This is a genomic window from Martinezella lusitana, from assembly GCF_010668395.1.
In the GTDB taxonomy this organism is placed as follows: domain Bacteria; phylum Pseudomonadota; class Alphaproteobacteria; order Rhizobiales; family Rhizobiaceae; genus Rhizobium; species Rhizobium lusitanum_A.
Window position 1 is genome coordinate 79,694 of the sequence record NZ_WUEY01000002.1, and the last position, 19,631, is coordinate 99,324.

Consider the following 19,631-nt stretch of genomic DNA (forward strand, 5'->3'; position numbering starts at 1 on the left):
GTGATGACATGTGCCATTTCTTATGATTGCGCGGACACCGGAGCGAGAAGGCCCCGCGCCTTGAGAAGCGCCGCTGCGCCCTCGCCGAAATGCCAAGCCTCTTCGAGATGAGGCTGCCCGGAGAGGATGAAATGGTCGAAGCCGACGCGATGATAGGCTTCGATGAGGTCGGCAACTTGCGCATGGCTCCCGACGAGAGCGGTGCCCGCTCCTCCGCGCACGAGGCCATAGCCGGACCAGAGGCCGGGATGGATTTCCAGTTCACGCGCCGAAGCCGGGACGCCTTCGCGACCCACATGCAGCGCCGACATCTGGCTCTGGGCGACGGATTCGGATTTGGCGAGGAGCTCCCGGTTCTTCCGCACCCGCTCCGGCGAGAGCCAGGCAAGAAGTTTGTCGGCGGTGGCCCAGGCCTCATCCTCTGTATCGCGCGAAATGACATGCAAGCGCACACCGAAGCGCAGCGAACGACCTCTGGCAGCCGCTCGCGCTTTTAGCCGTGCGATATTGTCGGCCTCCAGTGCCGGCGGCCGCCCCCAGACCAGATAGACATCGGCCTGACCGGCCGCGACCTCTTGGGCGGCAGCGCTTGCGCCGCCAAAGAAGATCTCCGGCAGATCGTACGGACCGGTGTCGATGCTTGCCTCGCGGATGTCGTAATGCTTACCCTTGAAAGAAAAGGGCTGGTCTGCAGACGCGGACGTCACGCCGCGCACCACCGAGAGGAATTCCTCCGTCCTCTCATAGCGGGTGTCATGGTCCAGATGATCGCCGAAGCGCGCCTGCTCGAAGCGATCGCCGCCCGTCACGACGTTGAGAAGCAGCCGCCCACCGGTCATCCGCTGGAAGGTCGCCGCCTGATGGGCGACGAGCGTCGGCGATATGAGGCCAGGCCTGAAGGCGACGAGAAATTTCAGCCGCTTCGTTTCGCGGGAAAGCGCGGCGGTGGTAATCCAGGCATCCTCGCACCATGTGCCGGTTGGCGTAAGAACGGCGTGGAAATTCTGCGCTTCAGCGGCGCGTGCCACCTCGCCGAGATAGGCGAGAGTTGGTGCGCGGAAGCCCCCGGAAAATTCCACGACATGGCTATCGGCTCCCGAGCCTGTCAGGCCCCGGCTGTCGCCATTTGTCGGCAGATACCAATGAAGGTGGATGTTGCCACTCATGCCGGGATCCTTTTATTGGCCGCAGCCGAACGATGATCCCGGTCAAGCGCGGTGCGGCTTCCGCGAATGATGGCGAAGGCAGCACCGGGATGATCCGTTTCCAAGGCGCCGGTGCCAATCAGGCGGCCACGGAGCGTCGCATCGGCGACGGGGAGATTGTCGATCACATGGCGCCAATGTCCCTGGGGAACGTGGTTCGCGGTGTTCATTCTGAAGGTGTCCAAAAACAGCGGCTTTCGGGCCGCCTCCGGGTTTGTCAGTTCAATCATGGGGCATTTCTTCAAGGATTCGAGACGCGTTGTTTGCAGCGGATTCCATCTCTCTGTTCCGACCTGGAACCGCGGCAACAAGCGCACGCGCGTAAACGGATTGTGGCGCCAGCAGAAGATCGGCGGTCGCGGCCTCTTCCACGATCAGTCCGTGCTGCATCACCGCAATGCGGTCGGCCACCCTGGCCGCCACGCGCAGGTCGTGGGTAATGAACACCATGGCGAGCCCGAGGTCGCGTTGAAGTTCGGCCAAGAGATCGAGGACCTGTGCCTGCACGGACACGTCGAGCGCGGAAACCGGCTCGTCGGCCACCAGCAGCCGCGGCTTTGGCATCAGCGCACGGGCAAGGCCGATGCGCTGGCGCTGGCCGCCGGAAAAGGCATGCGGCTTCCGATCGGCGGAGGAGGGATCCAGCCCTACGCGCAGAAGCAGCTCCGCCATGCGGGATTCGGCTTCTTCTCTCGATAGGCCGGCTTGCAGCACAGGTTCCGTCAGGATGCGACGGATGCTGTGGCGTGGATTGAGAGAGGATTGCGGATCCTGGAACACCATCTGCACGGCAGGCCGTCTCTCGCGCGTGAACAGCTCCCGAGCACGGCCTATCGCCTCGCCGGAAAGACGGAAGGTGCCGGCATCGCGTTCGACAAGACCGGTGATGACCTGCCCGAGAGTGGATTTGCCCGATCCGCTTTCACCGACCAGCGCAACCGTCTCGCCGACGCGCAATGTCAGATCGACACTCCTCAGCGCCTGTGTCGCCGGCCGGGCTGGGCCAAGGAAGCGGCGGCGGCTGAAATGGGTCTTGTCAATGCCCTCAAGCTCCAGCACTGGCGGCAGACCTGAAGGAAGCGGAGGGCGCCGGGCTTCAAGTTTCGGCACCGCGGCAAGCAGCCTCTGCGTGTAGGGATGGGCCGGCGCGGCGAGCAATTGTTCCGCGTTCCCCTGTTCGACGATCTCGCCGGCCTGCATGACGACGATGCGGTCGGCGATGTCTTGTACCACGCCGAAATCATGGGTGATGAACAGCACGGCGAGCCCGTGACGGGCCCGCAGGTCGAGAATGAGCCGCAGGATTTCCGCTTGCGTCGTCACATCGAGCGCGGTGGTCGGTTCGTCGGCGATCAGGAGATCAGGCCCGCAGGCCATCGCGATGGCAATCGCCACGCGCTGGCGCTGGCCCCCTGAAAGTTCGTGCGGATAACGCCGGCCGAGCGTGCCCGGATCGGGTAGACGCATGGCGGCAAGAAGCTCTGCGATCCGTTCCGGCGGTGCTGGGTGGCCATGAGCCGTGAGCGCTTCCGCGATCTGCCGGCCGATGGTCAATAGCGGGTTGAGCGCCGTCATCGGCTCCTGGAAAATGTAACCGATCCGCGCGCCGCGCAGGCGCCGGAGCGCCGTTTCATTGAGAGAAAGCACATCCTCGCCCGCAAAGCGCAGGTTCCCCCGCTCGACCCGAAGGCCGTTGCCGGGAAGAAGGCCGGCAATGGCAGAGGCGAGCACCGACTTGCCCGAGCCGCTTTCGCCGACGACGCAGAGCACTTCGCCGCGCGCGATGGACAGGGTCGCGTTGCGAACGGCAAGCTCCCGCTCGCCGCCCTCCGGAAGCCGTATGTCGATATTTTCGATTTCGACCAGGGGTGCCGTCGCAGCGGATTGCGATTGGCTCATCGCCCGCCTCCCGCTCCGCTTTTCGGATTCATCCAGCGTTCCAGGCCATCGCCGACCAGATTGAAGGCAAGCACTGTGAGAAAGATCGCCAGTCCGGGCAGGGTGGAGAGCCACCAGTTGACGCTGAAAGCGGTACGGCCGGATCCGAGCAGAAAACCCCAGGAGACGGCGTCACGATTGCCCAGTCCGAGAAAGCTGATGCTGGATTCGATCATGACCGCACCGGCAATGAGAAGAGAGGCCTGAATCATCACCTGCGGCAATACGTTCGGCAGTACATGCAGGAATGCGATGCGCAGATGCGACAGTCCGCTGACACGGGCGGCGCGGACCCAGTCGAGCCGACGCAGCGACAGCACCTCGGCGCGGACGATGCGCACGACCGGCGGCCAGGAGATGAGCGCAATCGCCAGGACGACGATGAGGCGGGTCGGTGACAGGATCGCCACGATGATGATCGTCAGCAGGAGCCCCGGAATCGTCTGGAAGAACTCGGTAATGCGCATCAGCACTTCATCGACGGCCGCGCCGAGATAACCGGCGGCAAGGCCGAGCGTCACGCCAAGGCCGATGGCAAGGCAGACGACGCTGAGCGCGACGGCAAGGGTGGCGCGGGCACCATGGACGAGGCCGGCGGCCAGATCGCGGCCGAGCATGTCGGTCCCCGCCGGGTAGCCGGGCGACAGCGGCGGCAGGTTTGGCCGCGCCACCATGCGCCAGGGATCCCCCGGATAAAGCACGTCGGCGAAAATGATGCAAAAGGCGAGGAGTGCGAGTACGGCGAAGCCGAACAGGACCGGCGCGCGGAGCAAGGGATGGCGCGGGCGGCGGATCATGTCCTCGCCTCCCGGTCGATCCTCGGGTCGATCATGCGGTAGGCCATGTCGGCGACGAGGTTGGCGATGAGAACACCGAACGAGGAAAGGATGAACACGGCGATAAGGACGTTGTAGTCGCGGCTTGCAAGCGAATCGAAGGCAAGCCTGCCGATGCCCGGCCATGCGAAGACCGTCTCGACCAGGATCGAACCGCCGATCAACTGGCCGGCCTGCAAGGCCGCAACGGTGATCGTCGGCAGAAGCGCGTTTCGCAGGAGATGATCGCGCCAGACGAGCCAGGCCGGAAGGCCCTTGGCCCGGGCGGTACGGATAAAATCCATGTCGGAGATCTGCAGGAGCGCTGCGCGGCTGACCCGCGCGTGGATCGACATGTAGTAGAGGCCAAGCGTCAGAACCGGCAGGACCATATGCGCGGCGAGATTGCCGAATGCCGCCCAGCCGCCCTTGGCTGCAGCCGAAGGGGTCTGCATGCCATAGGACGGCAACCAGCCCAGCTTCACGGCGAAGACGATGATAAAGACCAGCCCGATCCAGAACATCGGCATGGCGAAGAAGGCGACGGATATCGTCGTGACGATGCCGTCGATCGCAGAGCCCGGCCGGCGTGCTGCAAGGGCGCCGAGGCCCACACCCGCGACGATGGAAAAGACGAAGGCGGAAACCGTCAACAGCAATGTTGCCGGCAGTCTTTCCAGCACGATGTCGATCACCGGCCGCTGATCGCGATAGGAGGTGCCGAAGTCGAGCCTGACAATCGCCTGCAGATAATGCCAGAGCTGCACGTCAATCGGACCGTCGAGACCGAGGTGCTGCCGGATTTCGGCGACGAACGCCGGATCGCTTCCACCCTGATCGCCTGCGAGCAGGAGGGCGGGATCGCCCGGGGCAAGGCGGACGAGCACGAATGTCAGGACGATGACCGCCAAGAGAATGAACCCGGCCTTGGCAAGCCGAAGCGACACGGCTTTGGCGAAGGCCAAGGCTGCTCCCTGTCCATGCACGCGACCGCGTTTAGACGTCTGGTTCATTTCCTGAGCCAGACCGATGCGAAGTTGTCGTCCGTGCCGAGCGCGGTCGTGATCAGATCCTGCACCCTGTCTCGATACAGGGTGGGGAAGACGATGTCATGGGTCCAGACCAGAGGCACGTCATGCGAGACGATCTGCTGCACCTTCGAGTAGATCTCCTTGCGCCTGGCTTCGTCGGGCTCGTGAGCGCCCTGATCCAGTAAGGCATCGACTTCCGGGTTGGAGTAGCCATTGACATTGGCGCCGGTCGTGCCGGCATTGTCGCCCTTGACCGTCTTGTAACCGTAGGAAATACCGATCGCCGGGTCGGCGGTCGTGTAGACGAAGTTCTCGGCGATGTCATAGTCGAAGGTGGTTAGTCGTTTGAACCAGCCGGCAACGTCGGTGGAAACGATATCGACCTTGATTCCCACTGCGCCGAGAGCTTCGCGCAGATATTCGGCCTCGCGGGACCAGAGTTCGCCATAGGGAAGCGGGACCAGTTTCAATGTGAAGCGCGTGCCGTCCGGCCCCGGCTTGTAGCCGGCTTCGTCAAGCAGCGCCGCGGCCTTCTGCGGATCGAACGGGTAGACGGTTTCGACGCTTGCATCCTTGTAGACAGACAGGCTCGAAAACGGACCGTTGATGGGCTTGCCGAAGCCCGCGAAGATCGTGTTGATGATAAAATCGCGATCGATGGCCTGCGTGATGGCCTGTCGAACCTGCAGTTTCGCGAGGACCGGATTGCGGTTGTTGAGGTGAACATAGCCGATCGGTTGCAGATATTCCCAGCCGTCCTCGCGTGTCTTCACGCCCTCAAGCGCCGAAAGACGCGGGATATCGAAATTCTCGACATCGCCCGACCGCAGTGCGTCCACCTGGCCCGTCTCGAAAGCAATCGCTCGCGAATTTGCATCCGGTATGATCTGGAAATCGATTTCGTCGAGATAGGGTTTGCCGGCATCCCAATATTTGTCATTGCGCACGAGGCGGATCAGGCTGCCCTTCTTCCACTCCGCGAACTTGAACGGCCCTGTGCCGATGAATTCGGCATTGGCCGGCGCGTTACGGAAATCGGTGACGCCGACATATTTGTGCGCGGGAACAATGGCTGCGTTCAGCGAGCGAAGGAAAGCCGGATAGGGATTTTTCAGGGTAAAGACGACAGTTAGATCGTCCGGCGTTTCTATGCGGTCTATCTCGTTGCGCAGATCGCGCGAGCGGGCTTGCAGCGCAGGCAGGAAGTCATTGTAGCTGAAGGCGACGTCCTTGGAGGTGAAGGGCACGCCGTCATGCCAGGTAACGCCAGATCTGAGCTTGAACGTATAGGTCTTGCCGTCGGGCGAAACGGTCCAGCTTTCGGCGAGCCGCGGGATCGGCGCCAGATCCTTTTGGGCGTAGCTGACGAGCGAATCGTAAATCTTGTCGCCGACGAAGGTTGCCGGCCCGAGGCGATTGATGCCCGGGTTCAGGGAGATCGGTTCCGGCTGCACGATCAGGTTCAGCGTGCCACCCCTGTCTTCCGCAAAGGCGGCGCCGGAGACAAGCGCCAGCCCGAGCAGGGCGCCCAGAAAGCGCGAAGCCGTGTATCTCGAAAGTCCGTCGAAGGCCATAGATCCTAGTCCATTTATTTTCTATAGATTTGATAGATTTATGCAACGGAATACGATCGTTGGCGCGGTCGTTCCGTTCTAAAAAGCGCAATTTGTGGGGAAAATCGTTCTCCGCTTTCATGATGCGGCCGCCTGCCGTGACGCAGTCCATGCAGACGGTGATTTCGGCGATTGGCTTCGCGGCGTGGATGAGAGTATCTCAAAACGGCACGCTTTTTTCGACGAAAGCCAATTTTCGGCAGTTTATTTTCTTCGCGGGCAGCTCAATTGGAACGTTCCACCGTTTCAATTATACATAAAAACTATAGAAAATAAGGGGAAACAATCAAAGCCGAGGCAAACTCCCAATGCATGTCACTGTCTTTCTCCGCGCCAGGCGGATCGCCGTTTCTTTTCTCGCGGCTTACACGGCCCTTTGCGCCCCGGCGTTTGCCGATGAGCCGAAATTCGGTGGCACGCTGCACATCGCCTCGCTTGAAGCCGATCTCGACGCTTTCGACCCGCTAACCGGCTACAGCATTGAATCCTGGGAAATTTTGCGTGCCACGACACGCCAGCTCGTCACCTATCCCGGTTCGCCGATCGGCCTCAAGGAAGATACCACCTTGGTGCCGGATCTGGCCAAATCCTGGGACGTCAGTCCGGACGGCAAGACCTATACGTTTCATCTGAAGGACGACATCTTCTTCTCGGGCTCTACCGAACGTAAGATCGTCGCCGGCGATTTTGTCTACGGCATAAAGCGCTTCTGCGACCCCAACAAGCAGGTCGCCGCCATCAATTATTTCAATCTCGTGCTGTCGGGCTTTGTCGAATACTGCAAGGATTTTTCCAAAGTGCCGACCGGGGATCTGGCGGCAAGCAAGGCCTTTATCGATAGTCACGAGATTTCCGGTGTATCAGCCCCTGATGATAAGACCCTGGTGATCCATTCCGATACCAAGAACTACGACTTCCTCAATATTCTCTCGATGAATTTCGTGTCGCCGGTGGCGCCTGAAATCGCGTCGAAATATTTCCCGGACTCACTGGAATCGCGAAAGAATCTACCATCGAGCGGGCCGTACTATGTTGCCTCCTACGATCAGGGCCAGAAGCTGGTCCTGAAGAAGGCCAAGAACTTCAAGCCGGAATCGGACGAAGCCCGCAAGGCCTATGTCGATGAGATCGATGTCGATTTCACCGCCAACAGCGAAGATGCAGTCGTTCAGAAGATTCAGACCGGGGAGGCCGATCTCTCGCTCTATCTCGACGCGCCTCCGCGTGGCACCATCCAGCAATATGTATCTAAGAATAGCCCCTACCTGCACGCGACCAACAGCGGCTCGGCCAACTTCATCACCATAAACGCGCAGAAGAATGTCACCAGCGAAGGTATCGAGGCGTTGCGCAAGCCGGAGGTGCGCCAGGCCTTGTCCTATGCGGTCAATCGCGCCCATCTGGTTCAATCGCAAGGCGGATCGATCGCGGCCGTACCTCTGTCGCAGATCATCACCTCCACCATCTCGGGCTACGAACAGTTCGATCCTTATCCGACTGCAGGCAACAAGGGAGATCCGGCAAAAGCGAAGGAGCTTTTGGCGAAGGCCGGTTATCCTAATGGCATCACGCTCGACGCGCTCTATCGTACCAACGCACAGAACGAAACGATTGCGGTCACTCTCAAGGAGGATTTGGCGGCTGCTGGCATTACGCTGAACCTAATCCCGGCACCTGCCAGTGGATGGCGGGCTTACATTCAGGATCCGAAGTCGCGTTGGGACGTGTTCCTGAACGGCAGCTTTTCACCCGATTGGCAAGGTCCGAGCACGCGAATGCTGCTCGGTGGTTGGCTGAACTCGGATGCCGCGCCGTGTGGCACCGGAAATGTGTATGCGATTTGCTATAGCAATCCGGAGTTGAACAAACTCGCCGCCGAAGCTTATCCGTCCGACAATGCGACCCCACTCTGGACCAAAGCGGACAAGATCGTATCAACCGATCTGCCTTGGATCCCGCTCTTCGAAAAGCGCAAGATCGCCATCACGTCGGACCGCGTCACCCACTGGACCTGGTCTTCGCTCGCGGTGCAGGCCGACATCACCAACATCGCGGTGAAGAACTAGGCAGTGGCGTAGTTTGATGTCCGTCTTTTCCGTAAATGATCTACGAGTTCGCTTCGGCGGTGTCCAGGCGGTGAGGGGTGTCTCCTTCGCCGTCGAAGCCGGAAAGACGCTTGCAATTGTCGGCGAGTCCGGGTCGGGCAAGAGCGCCAGCCTTCTCGGCGCGACGGGGCTCGTGCCGGCTTCCGCCGTGGTGGAGGGCAGCGTGCGGCACTGCGGCCGGGAGATCCTCGGTCTGCCCCATAGGGAATTACGCAGGCTTCGCGGCGCGAAGATCGGTTTCGTCTTCCAGGATCCGCTCAGTAATCTGCACCCCTTGAAGACGATCGGCGAGCAGATCGGCGAGGCGATCTCGGTTCATGGCGGAGTTGGTCGCAGGGAGAGGCGCGAGCGCGTGCTGGCGCTTCTCGACAATGTCGGTATTGCCGATCCGCAGGCGCGGCTCGCGGACTACCCACGCCACCTTTCCGGCGGCATGCGCCAGCGGGTGATGATCGCCATCGCCATCGCGCTCGATCCAGGACTGATCATTGCGGACGAGCCGACGACGGCTCTCGACGTCACCGTTCAGGCGGCCATTCTCGATCTTCTCAAGCGTCTGCAGCAGGAGCACGGAACCGCGCTGATTTTCGTCAGCCACGATCTCGCGGTCGTGTCCGACATTGCCGACGACGTTGTCGTCATGCGCGAAGGCGTCGTCATCGAGAAAGCGCCTGCGGCCGAGATCTATCTCCGGCCACGGCAGGATTATACCCGGGAATTGTTGGGTGCGGCGCGCCTCGGCGGCCCGAAGACCTACGCGGCGGCCGGAGGCCGGGAAGCGTCCCGCCCTTTGCTTGCCATGCATGGAATTGCCCGTTCCTTCGGCACGCGTTCGGTACTCGATGACGTCTCCTTCACCATAGGCGAAGGAGAGATCCTCGGCCTCGTCGGTGAGTCCGGCTCCGGCAAATCGACCATAGGGCGGCTGATCGCCGGTCTGGACCGGCCCGACGCGGGTCTGATCAGCTTGCGGGGAAGGGACTATTCCCAGCCCGGATCCGGCGGCGTCCTGCTGCAGGGCGATCTGCGCAAGGCTATCCAAGTGGTGTTTCAGGATCCCTATGCCAGCCTCAATCCCAGACGGCGGATCGAGGCCATCCTTTCCGATCCCTTTGTCATTCATGGCTCCATCGGCAAGGCGGAACTGCGCGAGAAAGTGAAACAACTCGTGGCCGACGTGGAACTGCCGGAAGAGATTCTGAACCGGTTGCCGTCGCAATTGTCCGGCGGGCAGCGGCAGCGGGTCGCCATTGCGAGAGCGATCGCGCTCCGGCCCTCCCTGATCGTTGCCGACGAACCGGTTTCCGCCCTCGACATCACCACCCAGGCAAAGGTCATCAGGTTGCTCTCCCGGCTTCGCGACAAGCTCGGAGTCTCCTTCCTGTTCATTTCACATGATCTTGGCGTCATCGGCGAGCTATGCGACCGGGTGATCGTGCTGGAAAAGGGACAGATCGTGGAAACCGGCCAGACGCGACAGGTCTTCAGGCGCCCGGTCCACGACTACACTCGACGGTTGCTCGCATCCATTCCAGGAAACAAGCGTCTATCGGCCGATGCAGAGCTTGAAGAGGTGAGCCATGGCTGACCGCATTCAGTCCGTCGCCGCCCTGGCGCCTTCCGACCCGTCTCCGTCGCCGCTCACCCTGCTTTTGAAGCGCCTGTGGCGCGAAAGGGCGGTGCGCGCCGGCGCCATCATCGTTGGCTTCGTACTGCTGGCAGCGCTGTCGGCGCCCGCGGTCGCCAATCTCCTGGGGCACGGTCCGATGGAACAGTTCCAGGATACGGCGCTCGATGAAATGGGATTGCCCACGGGCCCGACACTCGACTTTCCTCTCGGAGCCGATGGAAACGGCCGCGATGTGCTGGTCAGAACCCTTTACGGTGCGCAGGTTTCGCTCATCGTCGGCATTCCGGCGACAACGATCGCGATGATCATCGGTACGGCCATCGGCCTGGTCAGCGGCTTTTTCGCGGGCCGAACGGATCGTATCATTTCGCAGGCCATAGACGTCGCTCTCTCTTTTCCCTTCGTAGTGACGGCACTCAGCCTTTTGTCGCTCAACCGAGGGGGAACGGGCCAGCCGATCGTTCCGCCGGTCATCGTGGTGATCCTCGTCATTGCCTTGTTTTCCTGGGCCTATTTTGCCCGCCTCACGCGAGGGCTCGTGGTGGAACTGCGCACCAGTCCGATGGTGGAAGCCTCGCGCACGATCGGCGCGTCATGGGCGCGCATCATCTGGTTCGATATCCTGCCGAACATCCTGCCGACGATATTTGTTTACTGGGCCGTGCAGCTGCCCGCCAATATCGTCGCGGAGGCGACCCTCTCCTTCCTCGGTCTTGGCATTCAGGCGCCAATGCCCAGTTGGGGCAATATGATCGCGGAAGCGCAGCGGACGTCCCTCTATCAGAACCAGCCCTGGTTTCTGGCAGGGCCCGGCCTCGCCCTGTTCCTGACGGTGGTGGGCTTCAATACGTTGAGTGCCGGGCTGCGAACCGTGCTCGATCCCCATCATAGAGGCGCGTGATCATGGTGAGCCGGCTTGCTTCCACCGCCGTGCGTTCGCTCTCGACGCTCGTCATCGTCCTCATCCTCTCGTTCTTCATCACCAGGATCGCCTATCGCAATCCCGCCGCGATGCTGGCGCCGCGCAATGCGACGCAGGAAACGATTGACGGCGTCGCGAGAGCGCTTCGCCTCGACGAGCCCTGGTATCTGCAGCTTTGGCACTACCTGTTCCGCGGTCCGGACATCCAGGGCGCGCCGATGGGCTTGATGCACTGGCCACCGGCTCTTGGCTTTTCCTTTCGCAAGCAGGCGCCCGTCACGGATCTTATCCTCGCCAAGGCTCCGGTAACGCTCTCATTGGCCTTCGGCGCGGTGATCATCTGGATGACGATCGCCATCATTTCCGGTGTTGTCGCGGCGCGCTGGCATGGCCGGCTCGTCGACCACCTACTCGCCTTCCTCGCCTATGTCGGCCTTTCGGTTCCAACGTTCCTCAGCGGTATCCTGATCTCCTATTTCTTCTTCTTCCAGCTGTCGAACCACGGCGTTTCATGGTTCCCCAGCAGCGGCTACGTTCCCTTGAGCGAGGACCCGCTGCAATGGGCGCGACATCTGGTGCTTCCGTGGGCGACGCTCGCGATTGCGGAGATCGGGATTTTTCAGCGCATGGTCAGGGCGAGCATGCTCGACGTGCTCGGGCATGATTTCATCCGCACGGCCCGGGCCAAGGGCGTGCCCGAGCACCGGATCTATTTCTCCCATGCTCTGAAATCGGCGTTGAATCCGATACTAACGCTCGGCGGGCTGGAGCTTGCCTCCATCATGGGGGGCGCAATCGTGACGGAAACGATCTTCGGTCTGGATGGAGTTGGCCGCATGGCGATCACTGCCGCTCTGGATGGCGATTTCCCCGTCGTCATCGGCACGACCATCTTTGCCGCCGCCGCTTTCATCCTCACGACCCTCGCGGTCGACCTTGTCGCGCTGTGGCGCGATCCGGCAAATCGAAACTGAGCATCTTGGCGGATCAGGCTCACCATCCATACGACGGAAAAATCCAGGCATGAGCACAACGCGCGACCGCGACCGAACAAGCCCGGAGACACATTCCGTTCCCCCGTTTCTCGATGCAGCACCACTAAGAAGGAGAGAACAAATATGACCGCAGTGGATGCCCCGACTTCGCTGACCTACTTGCGCCCCGCCACCGCGACGGAAGAAGACCTCGTGGCGCGCTTCCAACCGGTCTTCGACCGTATCGCCGAGGGCAATGTCGAGCGTGAACGCAATCGCACTTTTCCTTTGGAGCAGGTGCAGTGGCTCAAGGATGCCGATTTCGCTCTGGTGCGCGTACCTGAGGAGTTTGGCGGATGGGGCGCCTCGCTTGAACAGACATATTACCTCCTGGCTTTGCTGGCGGAGGCAGACGCGAATGTCGCCCACGTATGGCGCAATCACCTGGCCTTCATCGAAGACCGTCTCAACGCGCGGCCGTCGCCGACCAACGACCGCTGGTTCCAGCGCTTCCGTGGCCGCGAATTCGTTGGCGGCGGCTGGACGGAAGCCAATAACGGCACCTACGCGACCATAAAGACGACCGTGACCCGCGAAGGCGATCATTACAAGGTCACCGGCGCGAAGTTCTATGCCACCGGCAGTCTCTATGCCGACTGGCTCGACGTGATCGGCAAGGGCGAAGACGGTTCCCTCATCACCACCCTAGTCAGCCGTCACCAGCCGGGCGTCGTGCTTACTGACGATTGGCCGGGTTTTGGCCAGCGCACCACGGCAAGCGGCAGCGCCACCTACCGGGACGCCGTTGCGCATGAGGGCGACGTCTTCCCGGCGAGCGAGCGCGTCGTCTACCAGGGGCACTTCTATCAAACGGCGCTGCTGGCCGTGCTCACGGGTATTACGCGTGCGATCCTGCGCGACGGTATTGCGGCGCTCAAGTCGCGCGGGCGCAACTACCCGCAAGGTCTCGATCCGGTACCGGCGCTTGACCCGCAGCTGCTGCAAGTGATCGGCGAGGTATCGGTTCGGGTTTTCTCCACGGAGGCAGCGCTACGCCGTGCCGCGAATTCGCTCGACCGCATCGCCGCCGCCCATGCCGCCGGCGATGTTGCCTTGCGCGACGAGCGGGCGACAGCTGGAGAAGTGGCTGTATCGCAGGCGCAACTCGCGATCATCGACGGCGTCCTCTTTGCCGCCACGCACATCTTCGGCGCTCTCGGGGCGTCCGCAACCTCCGAGGAAACCGCTCTCGACCGCCACTGGCGCAATGCGCGCACCCTCGCATCCCATAATCCGGTCGCCTACAAGGCGCGCATCCTCGGCGACTACTTCGTCAACGACAAATCGCCCGTGTCGAGCATCGCCCGGCTCGGTCGCGGTGGCCAAGGCAACTAGGGAGACGCAGGATGACCAAACCCTACCTTGCGCTTGGCTTGGCCGGGCCGCATTTGATAGAGCTTACCGCAAGCCGCGCTCTGCTGTCGCGATGGGATAGATTGCCGGTCGCGTTCAGCGTGCTGGGAATCGACCGTGTCGATGGCAGCGCGCCGGCGCCGGTCACGCTGACCAGCAGTGCCGCCGGCGCCACTTTGGCCGGTGCCACCAACTACGGTCGTTTCCTCATCACTGCGACGCCGCAGCGCGACCACCCGTACAACGTCGCGCGCCGCGTCGCCTCGCTTGCCCACCTTTCGCATGGTCGCAGCGGCCTTCTGATCGGCGTGCGCGACGCCTATGCCCCCGAAGGTCCGAAGGAAGCACCGGCCTGGGGTGGAGCAGGGCTCGGCGGTGGGGCGCCGCTCACCGCTCAGACGGCCTATGACGCCGCCCTTGCGGTGCGCGCGCTCGAGCAGAGCTGGCCGCACGACTCGATCATCGGCAATCGTGAGACCGGCATCCTGGTGGAGTCGAATCGTATCGTGCATGTCGATATCAACAACAGCTTCTCCATCGCGGGGCCATTGAACGCACCCGAGCCATCCACAGGCGCGTCGGTGATCGCGTGGTATGCCGCAACGGCTGCGGATATCCCGCCGGCAAGCGCCAACGACCCGATCGAGCTTGTCCTGGGCGCTTCAGGCTCTGTGCCGATCGTGGCTCTGGGGCAGGAGCCGCCGCCACATGCTGTTGCGGGTGTCGTGCTGCGCGCGGGCCTCGAGCAGTCGGTGGGTGATCTCCTCGACACCGCCGAGCGGTGGCTTGCCGTTGGTTTTGCTCCCATCGCGCCAGGCGGATCTCTGCGCACCGCGTTAAACCTGACGGCGCCAGCGCCGCTGCCGTCCACGGCGCGCGCGGCTTTCCCTCTGCCGCAACCGCATGTCTCTCTTTAGAGAGCAACGGAGATATCACTCATGACAAACAAGCGATCTGGTCACGTCCTCCTCGGGATCAACGCATTGGTGCTAGGTTATCTGCCGGCGGCATGGAAGACGCCGCTGTTGAAGAAGGATTCCTTCATCGACCCGGATTATTGGACGAACCTTGGCAAGACGGCGGAACGCGGCACCCTTGACGCCATCTTCCTGGCTGATGGCCCGCTGCTGGGCGACCCAGCCTATGACGCCAATCCGATCCGCCTTGAGCCGACGGTGAACTGGGGTCATGTGGCCGCGGCAACCTCGCGCGTGGGCCTTGTCGCCACCGCCTCGTCCACCTTCAACGACCCTTTCGAACTCGCCGAGCGCTTCCTCTCATGGGACCAACAAACGGGTGGTCGCGCGGCGTGGAATGTCGTCACCACACGCGGCGTGCCTGCCGCGCGCAATTTCGGCATGCCCGATATCCCCTTTCGTGACGATCGCTACGAGCGTGCAAGCGAGTTCGTCGATGTCGTGCGGGCATTGTGGGAATCCGCGGCCACGGGTCGGGATGTGCATCACCATGGCGAATTCTTCGATGTCGACGGCCGTTTGCGGGTGCCGCCGTCGAAGCAAGGCCACCCGGTCATCTTCCAGGCGGGTGGTTCGCCGCAGGGTCGCGCCCTGGCGGGACGCGCGGCTGAAGGTGTCTTCGCGGCCGAACTTACCAAAAATCAAGCCATCGAGCATTACCGTTTGGTCAAAGGTCTCGCGCGGAGCAATGGCCGTTCACCCGACGATATCAAGATCCTCCCCGGCTTGTTGCTGAGCTTGGGCAGCAGCGAGGAAGAGGCGCGTCGCCGCAGCGATGAGATGCATGACGCAGGCCCGCCATCATATTCCATCGCCTGGCTGTCACAGGCGATCGGCTACGACGCCTCGAAACTCGAACTGGATGAGCCGTTTCCCGAGGATGTCCTCGGCCCGATCAAGGACACCCAGACCTTCCTCGGCAGTATCGGCTTTCGCGAATCGATCATCACGCAGATCCGCAAGACCAACCCCACCGTGCGCGAGTATCTGAAGCAGACGCGGTATACCGGGTCGGGTCATGCCGGATTCGTCGGCACGCCCGAGCAACTCGCCGACCACATCGAAGATTGGTTCCACGCCGGAGCCATCGACGGCTTCAACCTGCAGCCGGATCGCCTGATCGACGGTCTTGCCGTGATTGTCGACGAACTCGTGCCGATTCTGCGCAGGCGCGGCCTGTACCGCCACGAATACGAGACCGAGACGCTGCGCGAACATTTTCAGGCAGCGTCGCCAACGCCTCCCTTCTAAGGCCTGTCGCAGCCGGCCGGTTTTGGAATTCGATGTTTATCTAACTTGCGGTTCGTTTTGCCCATGCAGCAGGAAGCCTTATGGGTCAGGTGTAGCCGATCGAATGATGGGAGAAATGACGGCAACCGGCATGCTGCCGTTCATTTCCGGGAGGCGAGGGGATTTGCACGACTCGTGCAGCCGTCGTCACCGTGCCCGCAGCCGCGCCTCCAGCCACAGGCTGTATCGCGAGGCGGCGAAGCTGATTGCGAAATAGATGCAGGCGGCAAAGATAAACGTCTCCGTATAGAAGCCGAGCCAGTTCGGGTCTGTTGCCGCGGTCTTAGCCGCGTTCAGAAGGTCGGTGATGCCGATGACGGCAAGCAGTGAGGTGTTGAGCAAGATGCCGATCGACAGATTGACGATGGCCGGAATGACTGTCCTCAGCGCCTGGGGCAGCACGATCAACCGTGCTGTCCGCCAATAGCCCAGACCGAGGGAATAGGCTGCTTCCGTTTGACCAGCCGGGATCGATTGCAGACCCGCGCGAATGACTTCGGCCAGATAAGCGGAAACGAAGAAGGTGATGCCGACTTGCGCGCGCAGCAGTTTGTCCAGCAGCGCGTCTGCCGGCAATGCCATCGGAACGATAAGCATTGCGACATAAAGCACGGCGATCAGCGGGACGCCGCGCAGGCATTCGATGAAGATCACGGCAAGGCTTCGCAGGATGCCCATTTTGGATCGACGTGCGAGAGCCAGCAGCAAGGCGAGGGGAAAGGCAGTGGCGAGGCCGATCAGCGAGACCAGGATCGTTATCGGCAATCCGCCCCATTGGTTGGTCGGAACTTCCGGCGGCAGGAGAGTGCCGGCCATCAGCAGCCAGCAGACAGGCACGGCGACAAGCCAGAGAATAAGAAGTCGCTTGCTCCAGAATTGCGGTTTTGCAGATAGGAAGAGCAGAGCCGCGATCCCGAGAATGACGAGAGTAGGGCGCCATTGCAGGGCGGGCGGATAGAAGCCGAAGATGATGAAGCGGAATTTCGCGCCGATAAAAGCCCAACAGGCTCCGGCGCCATCGACGTTGCAGTTCTGTGCCGGCCCGGCCCAGACGGCGTCGTCAATAGCCCAGCGCCACAGGGGCATGAGAAACCAAATGGCGACGGCAAGGCAAGCGAGAGTTATGAAGCCATTCAGCTTGCTGTCGAAAAGTCCTGCTGTCAGGGGTCGCCGGGCGCGCTTGGGAAGTGTGATTTGCAATTCGCTCATCGCTGCCGCGCATCCTTGAGCATTATATTTCGATTATAGAGGTTCATCAGAATGGAGACGACCAGATTGATCGACAGATACGCGATCGCGATAATCGCGAGCGCCTCCAGCGTTTGGCCGGTCGTATTGGCGGTTGTATTGGCGACATTCACAAGATCGGGAAAGCCGATAGCCACGGCGAGGCTCGAGTTCTTCGTCAGGTCGAGATAGCTCGATGTCATCAGTGGCGTGATGACGCGGAGCGCCTGTGGCAGAACGACAAGCCGCATGATATGGCCGGGCCGCAGCCCCAGCGCGCGGGCGGCCTCCCATTGGCCGCTGCCAACCGATTGGATGCCGCTTCTGACTATTTCGGCGATGGTGGCGGCGGCGTTGAAGACGAGCCCGGTCAGAAGTCCGGTAAATTCCGGCGTCAGCGACAGGCCGCCGCTGATGTTGAAACCGCCTCTTACAGGTATTTCGGCTGATATGTGAACACCCGCCGCCCAGCAGACCGTTATAAAAACCGCAGCGGCGATGATAGCGATACGGCTTGCGTAAAAACGCCGGCCGAACAACAGGCGTCGCAAGACGAAGATTGTGACGCAGGCGGCAGCGCCGGCGAAGGGCAACCAGATCAATATGGAAGGCCCATCGACAATCAGCTTCGGGACGAAGACGCCGCGATTGGTGAGGAAGAAGCTGCCGGAAACGTCGATCGCTCGGCGCGGCGGCGGGAGGCTATGGAAAATCGCACTCCACAGAAGGAGCTGGAGCAGAAGCGGCGTGTTGCGGAATATCTCGACATAGCCGCGAACGAAGGACGAAAGCACACGGTTTCCGGAAAGACGGGCGATCCCGAGGATCACGCCGAAGACGGTCGCGAGCAGGCATCCGAAGAAGGCGACATTGATCGTGTTGAACAGCCCGACCAGGAGCGCCCGGCCATAGGTGTCCGAAGACGAATAAGCAATCAGGCTCTCGCCGATCTCGAAGTTGGCTCGCTGAGAAAGGAAGGCAAAGCCTGGCTTCAGGCCGAGCCTGTGCATCGTCTCGATGACATTGTCGCCGAGATAGCAGAAAAGCGCGATGATGAGGAGTAGCACTGCCACTTGGGTCAGCGGCGAAGGACCGAGCCATTGACGGATTCGATCCGGGAAACCGGGCTTCGCGAAGCCCGGTTCGGAACTGTTCCGTGATGCGATATGCAACAACGGCATGAGATCAACGGAAGGGCGGAGAGTAGATGAGGCCGCCCTTGGTCCAGAGCTGGTTCAAGCCGCGATCGAAATTGAGCGGCGTACCCTTGCCGACATTGCGCTCGAAGATTTCCCCGTAGTTGCCGACAGCCTTGATGATGTTGTAGGCAAATTTCGGATCGAGGCCAATCGCCTCGCCGAGCGAAGGATCGACGCCGAGGAAGCGTTTGATCGCCGGATCGTCGCTGGTCAGGAAGGTATCGACGTTCTCTTTGGTAATCCCAAATTCTTCGGCCTGGATCGTGGCGTAAACCGTCCAGTTGACGATCTCCAGCCACTGGTCATCGCCGGCGCGGATGGCGGGTGCAAGAGGCTCCTTGGAAAGCCGTTCCGGCAAAAGGATGTAATTGTCGGGCTTGGTGAGTTGGGTCCGCTTCGCGGCCAGATCGGTCGAATCCTGCGTCAAAGCATCGACGCGGCCGGTGTCGAGCGCCTTGGTAAACTCGCTCGTTTCCTCGATCGTGACGGGCGTGAACTTCTTGCCGGTCTTCCGGAAGAAATCGGCGATGTTGAGCTCACCCGTCGTGCCGCTTTGAACGCCGATCGTCGCCCCATCGAGATCTTCGCCCTTGGTGACACCAAGGTCCTTGCGAACGAGCAGCCCCTGGCCATCATAGAAGACGACAGGCCCAAAGTGGAAGCCGAGCTTGAAAGCACGGGTGATGGTTTCCGTCACCCCGGAAAGCAGAATGTCGAATTCGCCCGCCTGCAATGCGGGAAGACGCTGCTGCGGTGAGGAGTTGGTGAATTCAACCTTGTCGGGATCGTTGAAGACCGTAACCGCCAGCGCCCGCCCGAAATCGACGAAGAAGCCCTGCCACCGGCCATTGCTGTCGGGTGTGAAGAAGCCTGGCGTCGTGCCCACGCCGACTTTGATAAGACCACGCTCCTTGATCTTGTCGAGGGTTTGCCCCGCTTCGGCTGCGAGAGGCGCAAGGGCCGTCGCAGCGAGTATCAGAGCGCCAATAGTGCTTTTAAAAGACTGAAGTATCGAAATGGGTCGCATGAAATGCTCCTTTAATGTATCGCCCCCGCCGGCGGCATCAAACTTGGGAGGATCAGCCACCGGCAAAACTAACTTAAATACTTATTGTCTATAGAATAGATAGATTATTGCGGATCGCCGGATGAAAATGAAACGATTTGCTCATTAATTCATCATTTCGTTTCAGGCGTTTGCGGTGGCCGAACTTTGCCTTGATACCGCAGGTTCAGATGAAAATTTCTCCGTGCGGTTTTGATCCGCCGGCTCGGTAGGCAAAAAGGAAGGT

16 protein-coding genes are annotated in these 19,631 nt (G+C 61.3%); 7 read left to right on the plus strand and 9 right to left on the minus strand.

Features of this window, described 5'->3' with window-relative positions; translation table 11 throughout:
* Positions 1–20: 20 nt before the first annotated feature.
* The 6 genes from GR212_RS04345 to GR212_RS04370 are packed head-to-tail and all read right to left on the minus strand — an operon-like array spanning position 21 to position 6,563.
* Positions 21–1,166 (minus strand): LLM class flavin-dependent oxidoreductase, encoded by a 1,146-nt coding sequence (locus GR212_RS04345; RefSeq protein ID WP_163985239.1) that lies wholly within the window; start codon positions 1,164–1,166, stop codon positions 21–23.
* Complete coding sequence (locus GR212_RS04350) at positions 1,163–1,435, minus strand: hypothetical protein (RefSeq protein ID WP_163985240.1); 273 nt, start codon at positions 1,433–1,435, stop codon at positions 1,163–1,165. Before GR212_RS04350 ends, GR212_RS04345 begins: the two co-directional genes overlap by 4 nt.
* Positions 1,428–3,104 carry a dipeptide ABC transporter ATP-binding protein gene (locus GR212_RS04355; protein WP_163985241.1) on the minus strand — a complete coding sequence of 559 codons (1,677 nt, stop codon included), beginning with the start codon at positions 3,102–3,104 and terminating at the stop codon, positions 1,428–1,430. Before GR212_RS04355 ends, GR212_RS04350 begins: the two co-directional genes overlap by 8 nt.
* Positions 3,101–3,940, minus strand: a complete 840-nt coding sequence (locus GR212_RS04360; RefSeq protein WP_163985242.1) for an ABC transporter permease — start codon at positions 3,938–3,940, stop codon at positions 3,101–3,103. The genes GR212_RS04355 and GR212_RS04360 overlap by 4 nt, the downstream gene beginning before the upstream one ends.
* A complete protein-coding gene (locus GR212_RS04365; RefSeq protein ID WP_246725683.1) occupies positions 3,937–4,971 on the minus strand; it encodes an ABC transporter permease in 1,035 nt (344 codons plus the stop codon). The genes GR212_RS04360 and GR212_RS04365 overlap by 4 nt, the downstream gene beginning before the upstream one ends.
* Entirely contained in the window at positions 4,968–6,563 is a 1,596-nt protein-coding gene (locus tag GR212_RS04370) for an ABC transporter substrate-binding protein (protein ID WP_163985243.1), read from the minus strand. Before GR212_RS04370 ends, GR212_RS04365 begins: the two co-directional genes overlap by 4 nt.
* A gap of 347 nt (positions 6,564–6,910) precedes the next feature.
* Between GR212_RS04370 and GR212_RS04375 the strand changes: the two genes are divergently transcribed.
* The 7 genes from GR212_RS04375 (at position 6,911) to GR212_RS04405 (ending at position 15,874) form a co-directional block, all read left to right on the plus strand.
* On the plus strand, positions 6,911–8,668 hold the full coding sequence (locus tag GR212_RS04375; protein ID WP_163985244.1) for an ABC transporter substrate-binding protein: 1,758 nt from the start codon (positions 6,911–6,913) through the stop codon (positions 8,666–8,668).
* Positions 8,669–8,684: 16 nt separating this feature from the next.
* Positions 8,685–10,295: a dipeptide ABC transporter ATP-binding protein gene (locus tag GR212_RS04380; protein WP_163985245.1), complete on the plus strand. Its 1,611-nt coding sequence runs from the start codon at positions 8,685–8,687 to the stop codon at positions 10,293–10,295.
* Complete coding sequence (locus GR212_RS04385) at positions 10,288–11,238, plus strand: ABC transporter permease (protein WP_163985246.1); 951 nt, start codon at positions 10,288–10,290, stop codon at positions 11,236–11,238. Before GR212_RS04380 ends, GR212_RS04385 begins: the two co-directional genes overlap by 8 nt.
* 2 nt (positions 11,239–11,240) lie before the next feature.
* Positions 11,241–12,233, plus strand: a complete 993-nt coding sequence (locus GR212_RS04390; protein WP_163985247.1) for an ABC transporter permease — start codon at positions 11,241–11,243, stop codon at positions 12,231–12,233.
* A gap of 144 nt (positions 12,234–12,377) precedes the next feature.
* Positions 12,378–13,628, plus strand: coding sequence for an acyl-CoA dehydrogenase family protein (locus tag GR212_RS04395; protein ID WP_163985248.1), 1,251 nt, complete (start codon positions 12,378–12,380; stop codon positions 13,626–13,628).
* A gap of 11 nt (positions 13,629–13,639) precedes the next feature.
* Positions 13,640–14,563, plus strand: a complete 924-nt coding sequence (locus GR212_RS04400) for an LLM class flavin-dependent oxidoreductase (protein ID WP_163985249.1) — start codon at positions 13,640–13,642, stop codon at positions 14,561–14,563.
* A gap of 21 nt (positions 14,564–14,584) precedes the next feature.
* A complete protein-coding gene (locus tag GR212_RS04405) occupies positions 14,585–15,874 on the plus strand; it encodes an NtaA/DmoA family FMN-dependent monooxygenase (protein ID WP_163985250.1) in 1,290 nt (429 codons plus the stop codon).
* 186 nt (positions 15,875–16,060) lie between these two features.
* On the opposite strand, the gene GR212_RS04410 is transcribed toward GR212_RS04405, so the two are convergent.
* The 3 genes from GR212_RS04410 to GR212_RS04420 form a co-directional block, all read right to left on the minus strand.
* Positions 16,061–17,122 carry an amino acid ABC transporter permease gene (locus GR212_RS04410; protein WP_163985251.1) on the minus strand — a complete coding sequence of 354 codons (1,062 nt, stop codon included), beginning with the start codon at positions 17,120–17,122 and terminating at the stop codon, positions 16,061–16,063.
* Entirely contained in the window at positions 17,119–18,213 is a 1,095-nt protein-coding gene (locus GR212_RS04415; RefSeq protein WP_348643438.1) for an amino acid ABC transporter permease, read from the minus strand. Before GR212_RS04415 ends, GR212_RS04410 begins: the two co-directional genes overlap by 4 nt.
* Before the next feature lie 112 nt (positions 18,214–18,325).
* Positions 18,326–19,366, minus strand: coding sequence for an amino acid ABC transporter substrate-binding protein (locus GR212_RS04420; RefSeq protein WP_163985253.1), 1,041 nt, complete (start codon positions 19,364–19,366; stop codon positions 18,326–18,328).
* Between the last annotated feature and the right edge of the window lie 265 nt (positions 19,367–19,631).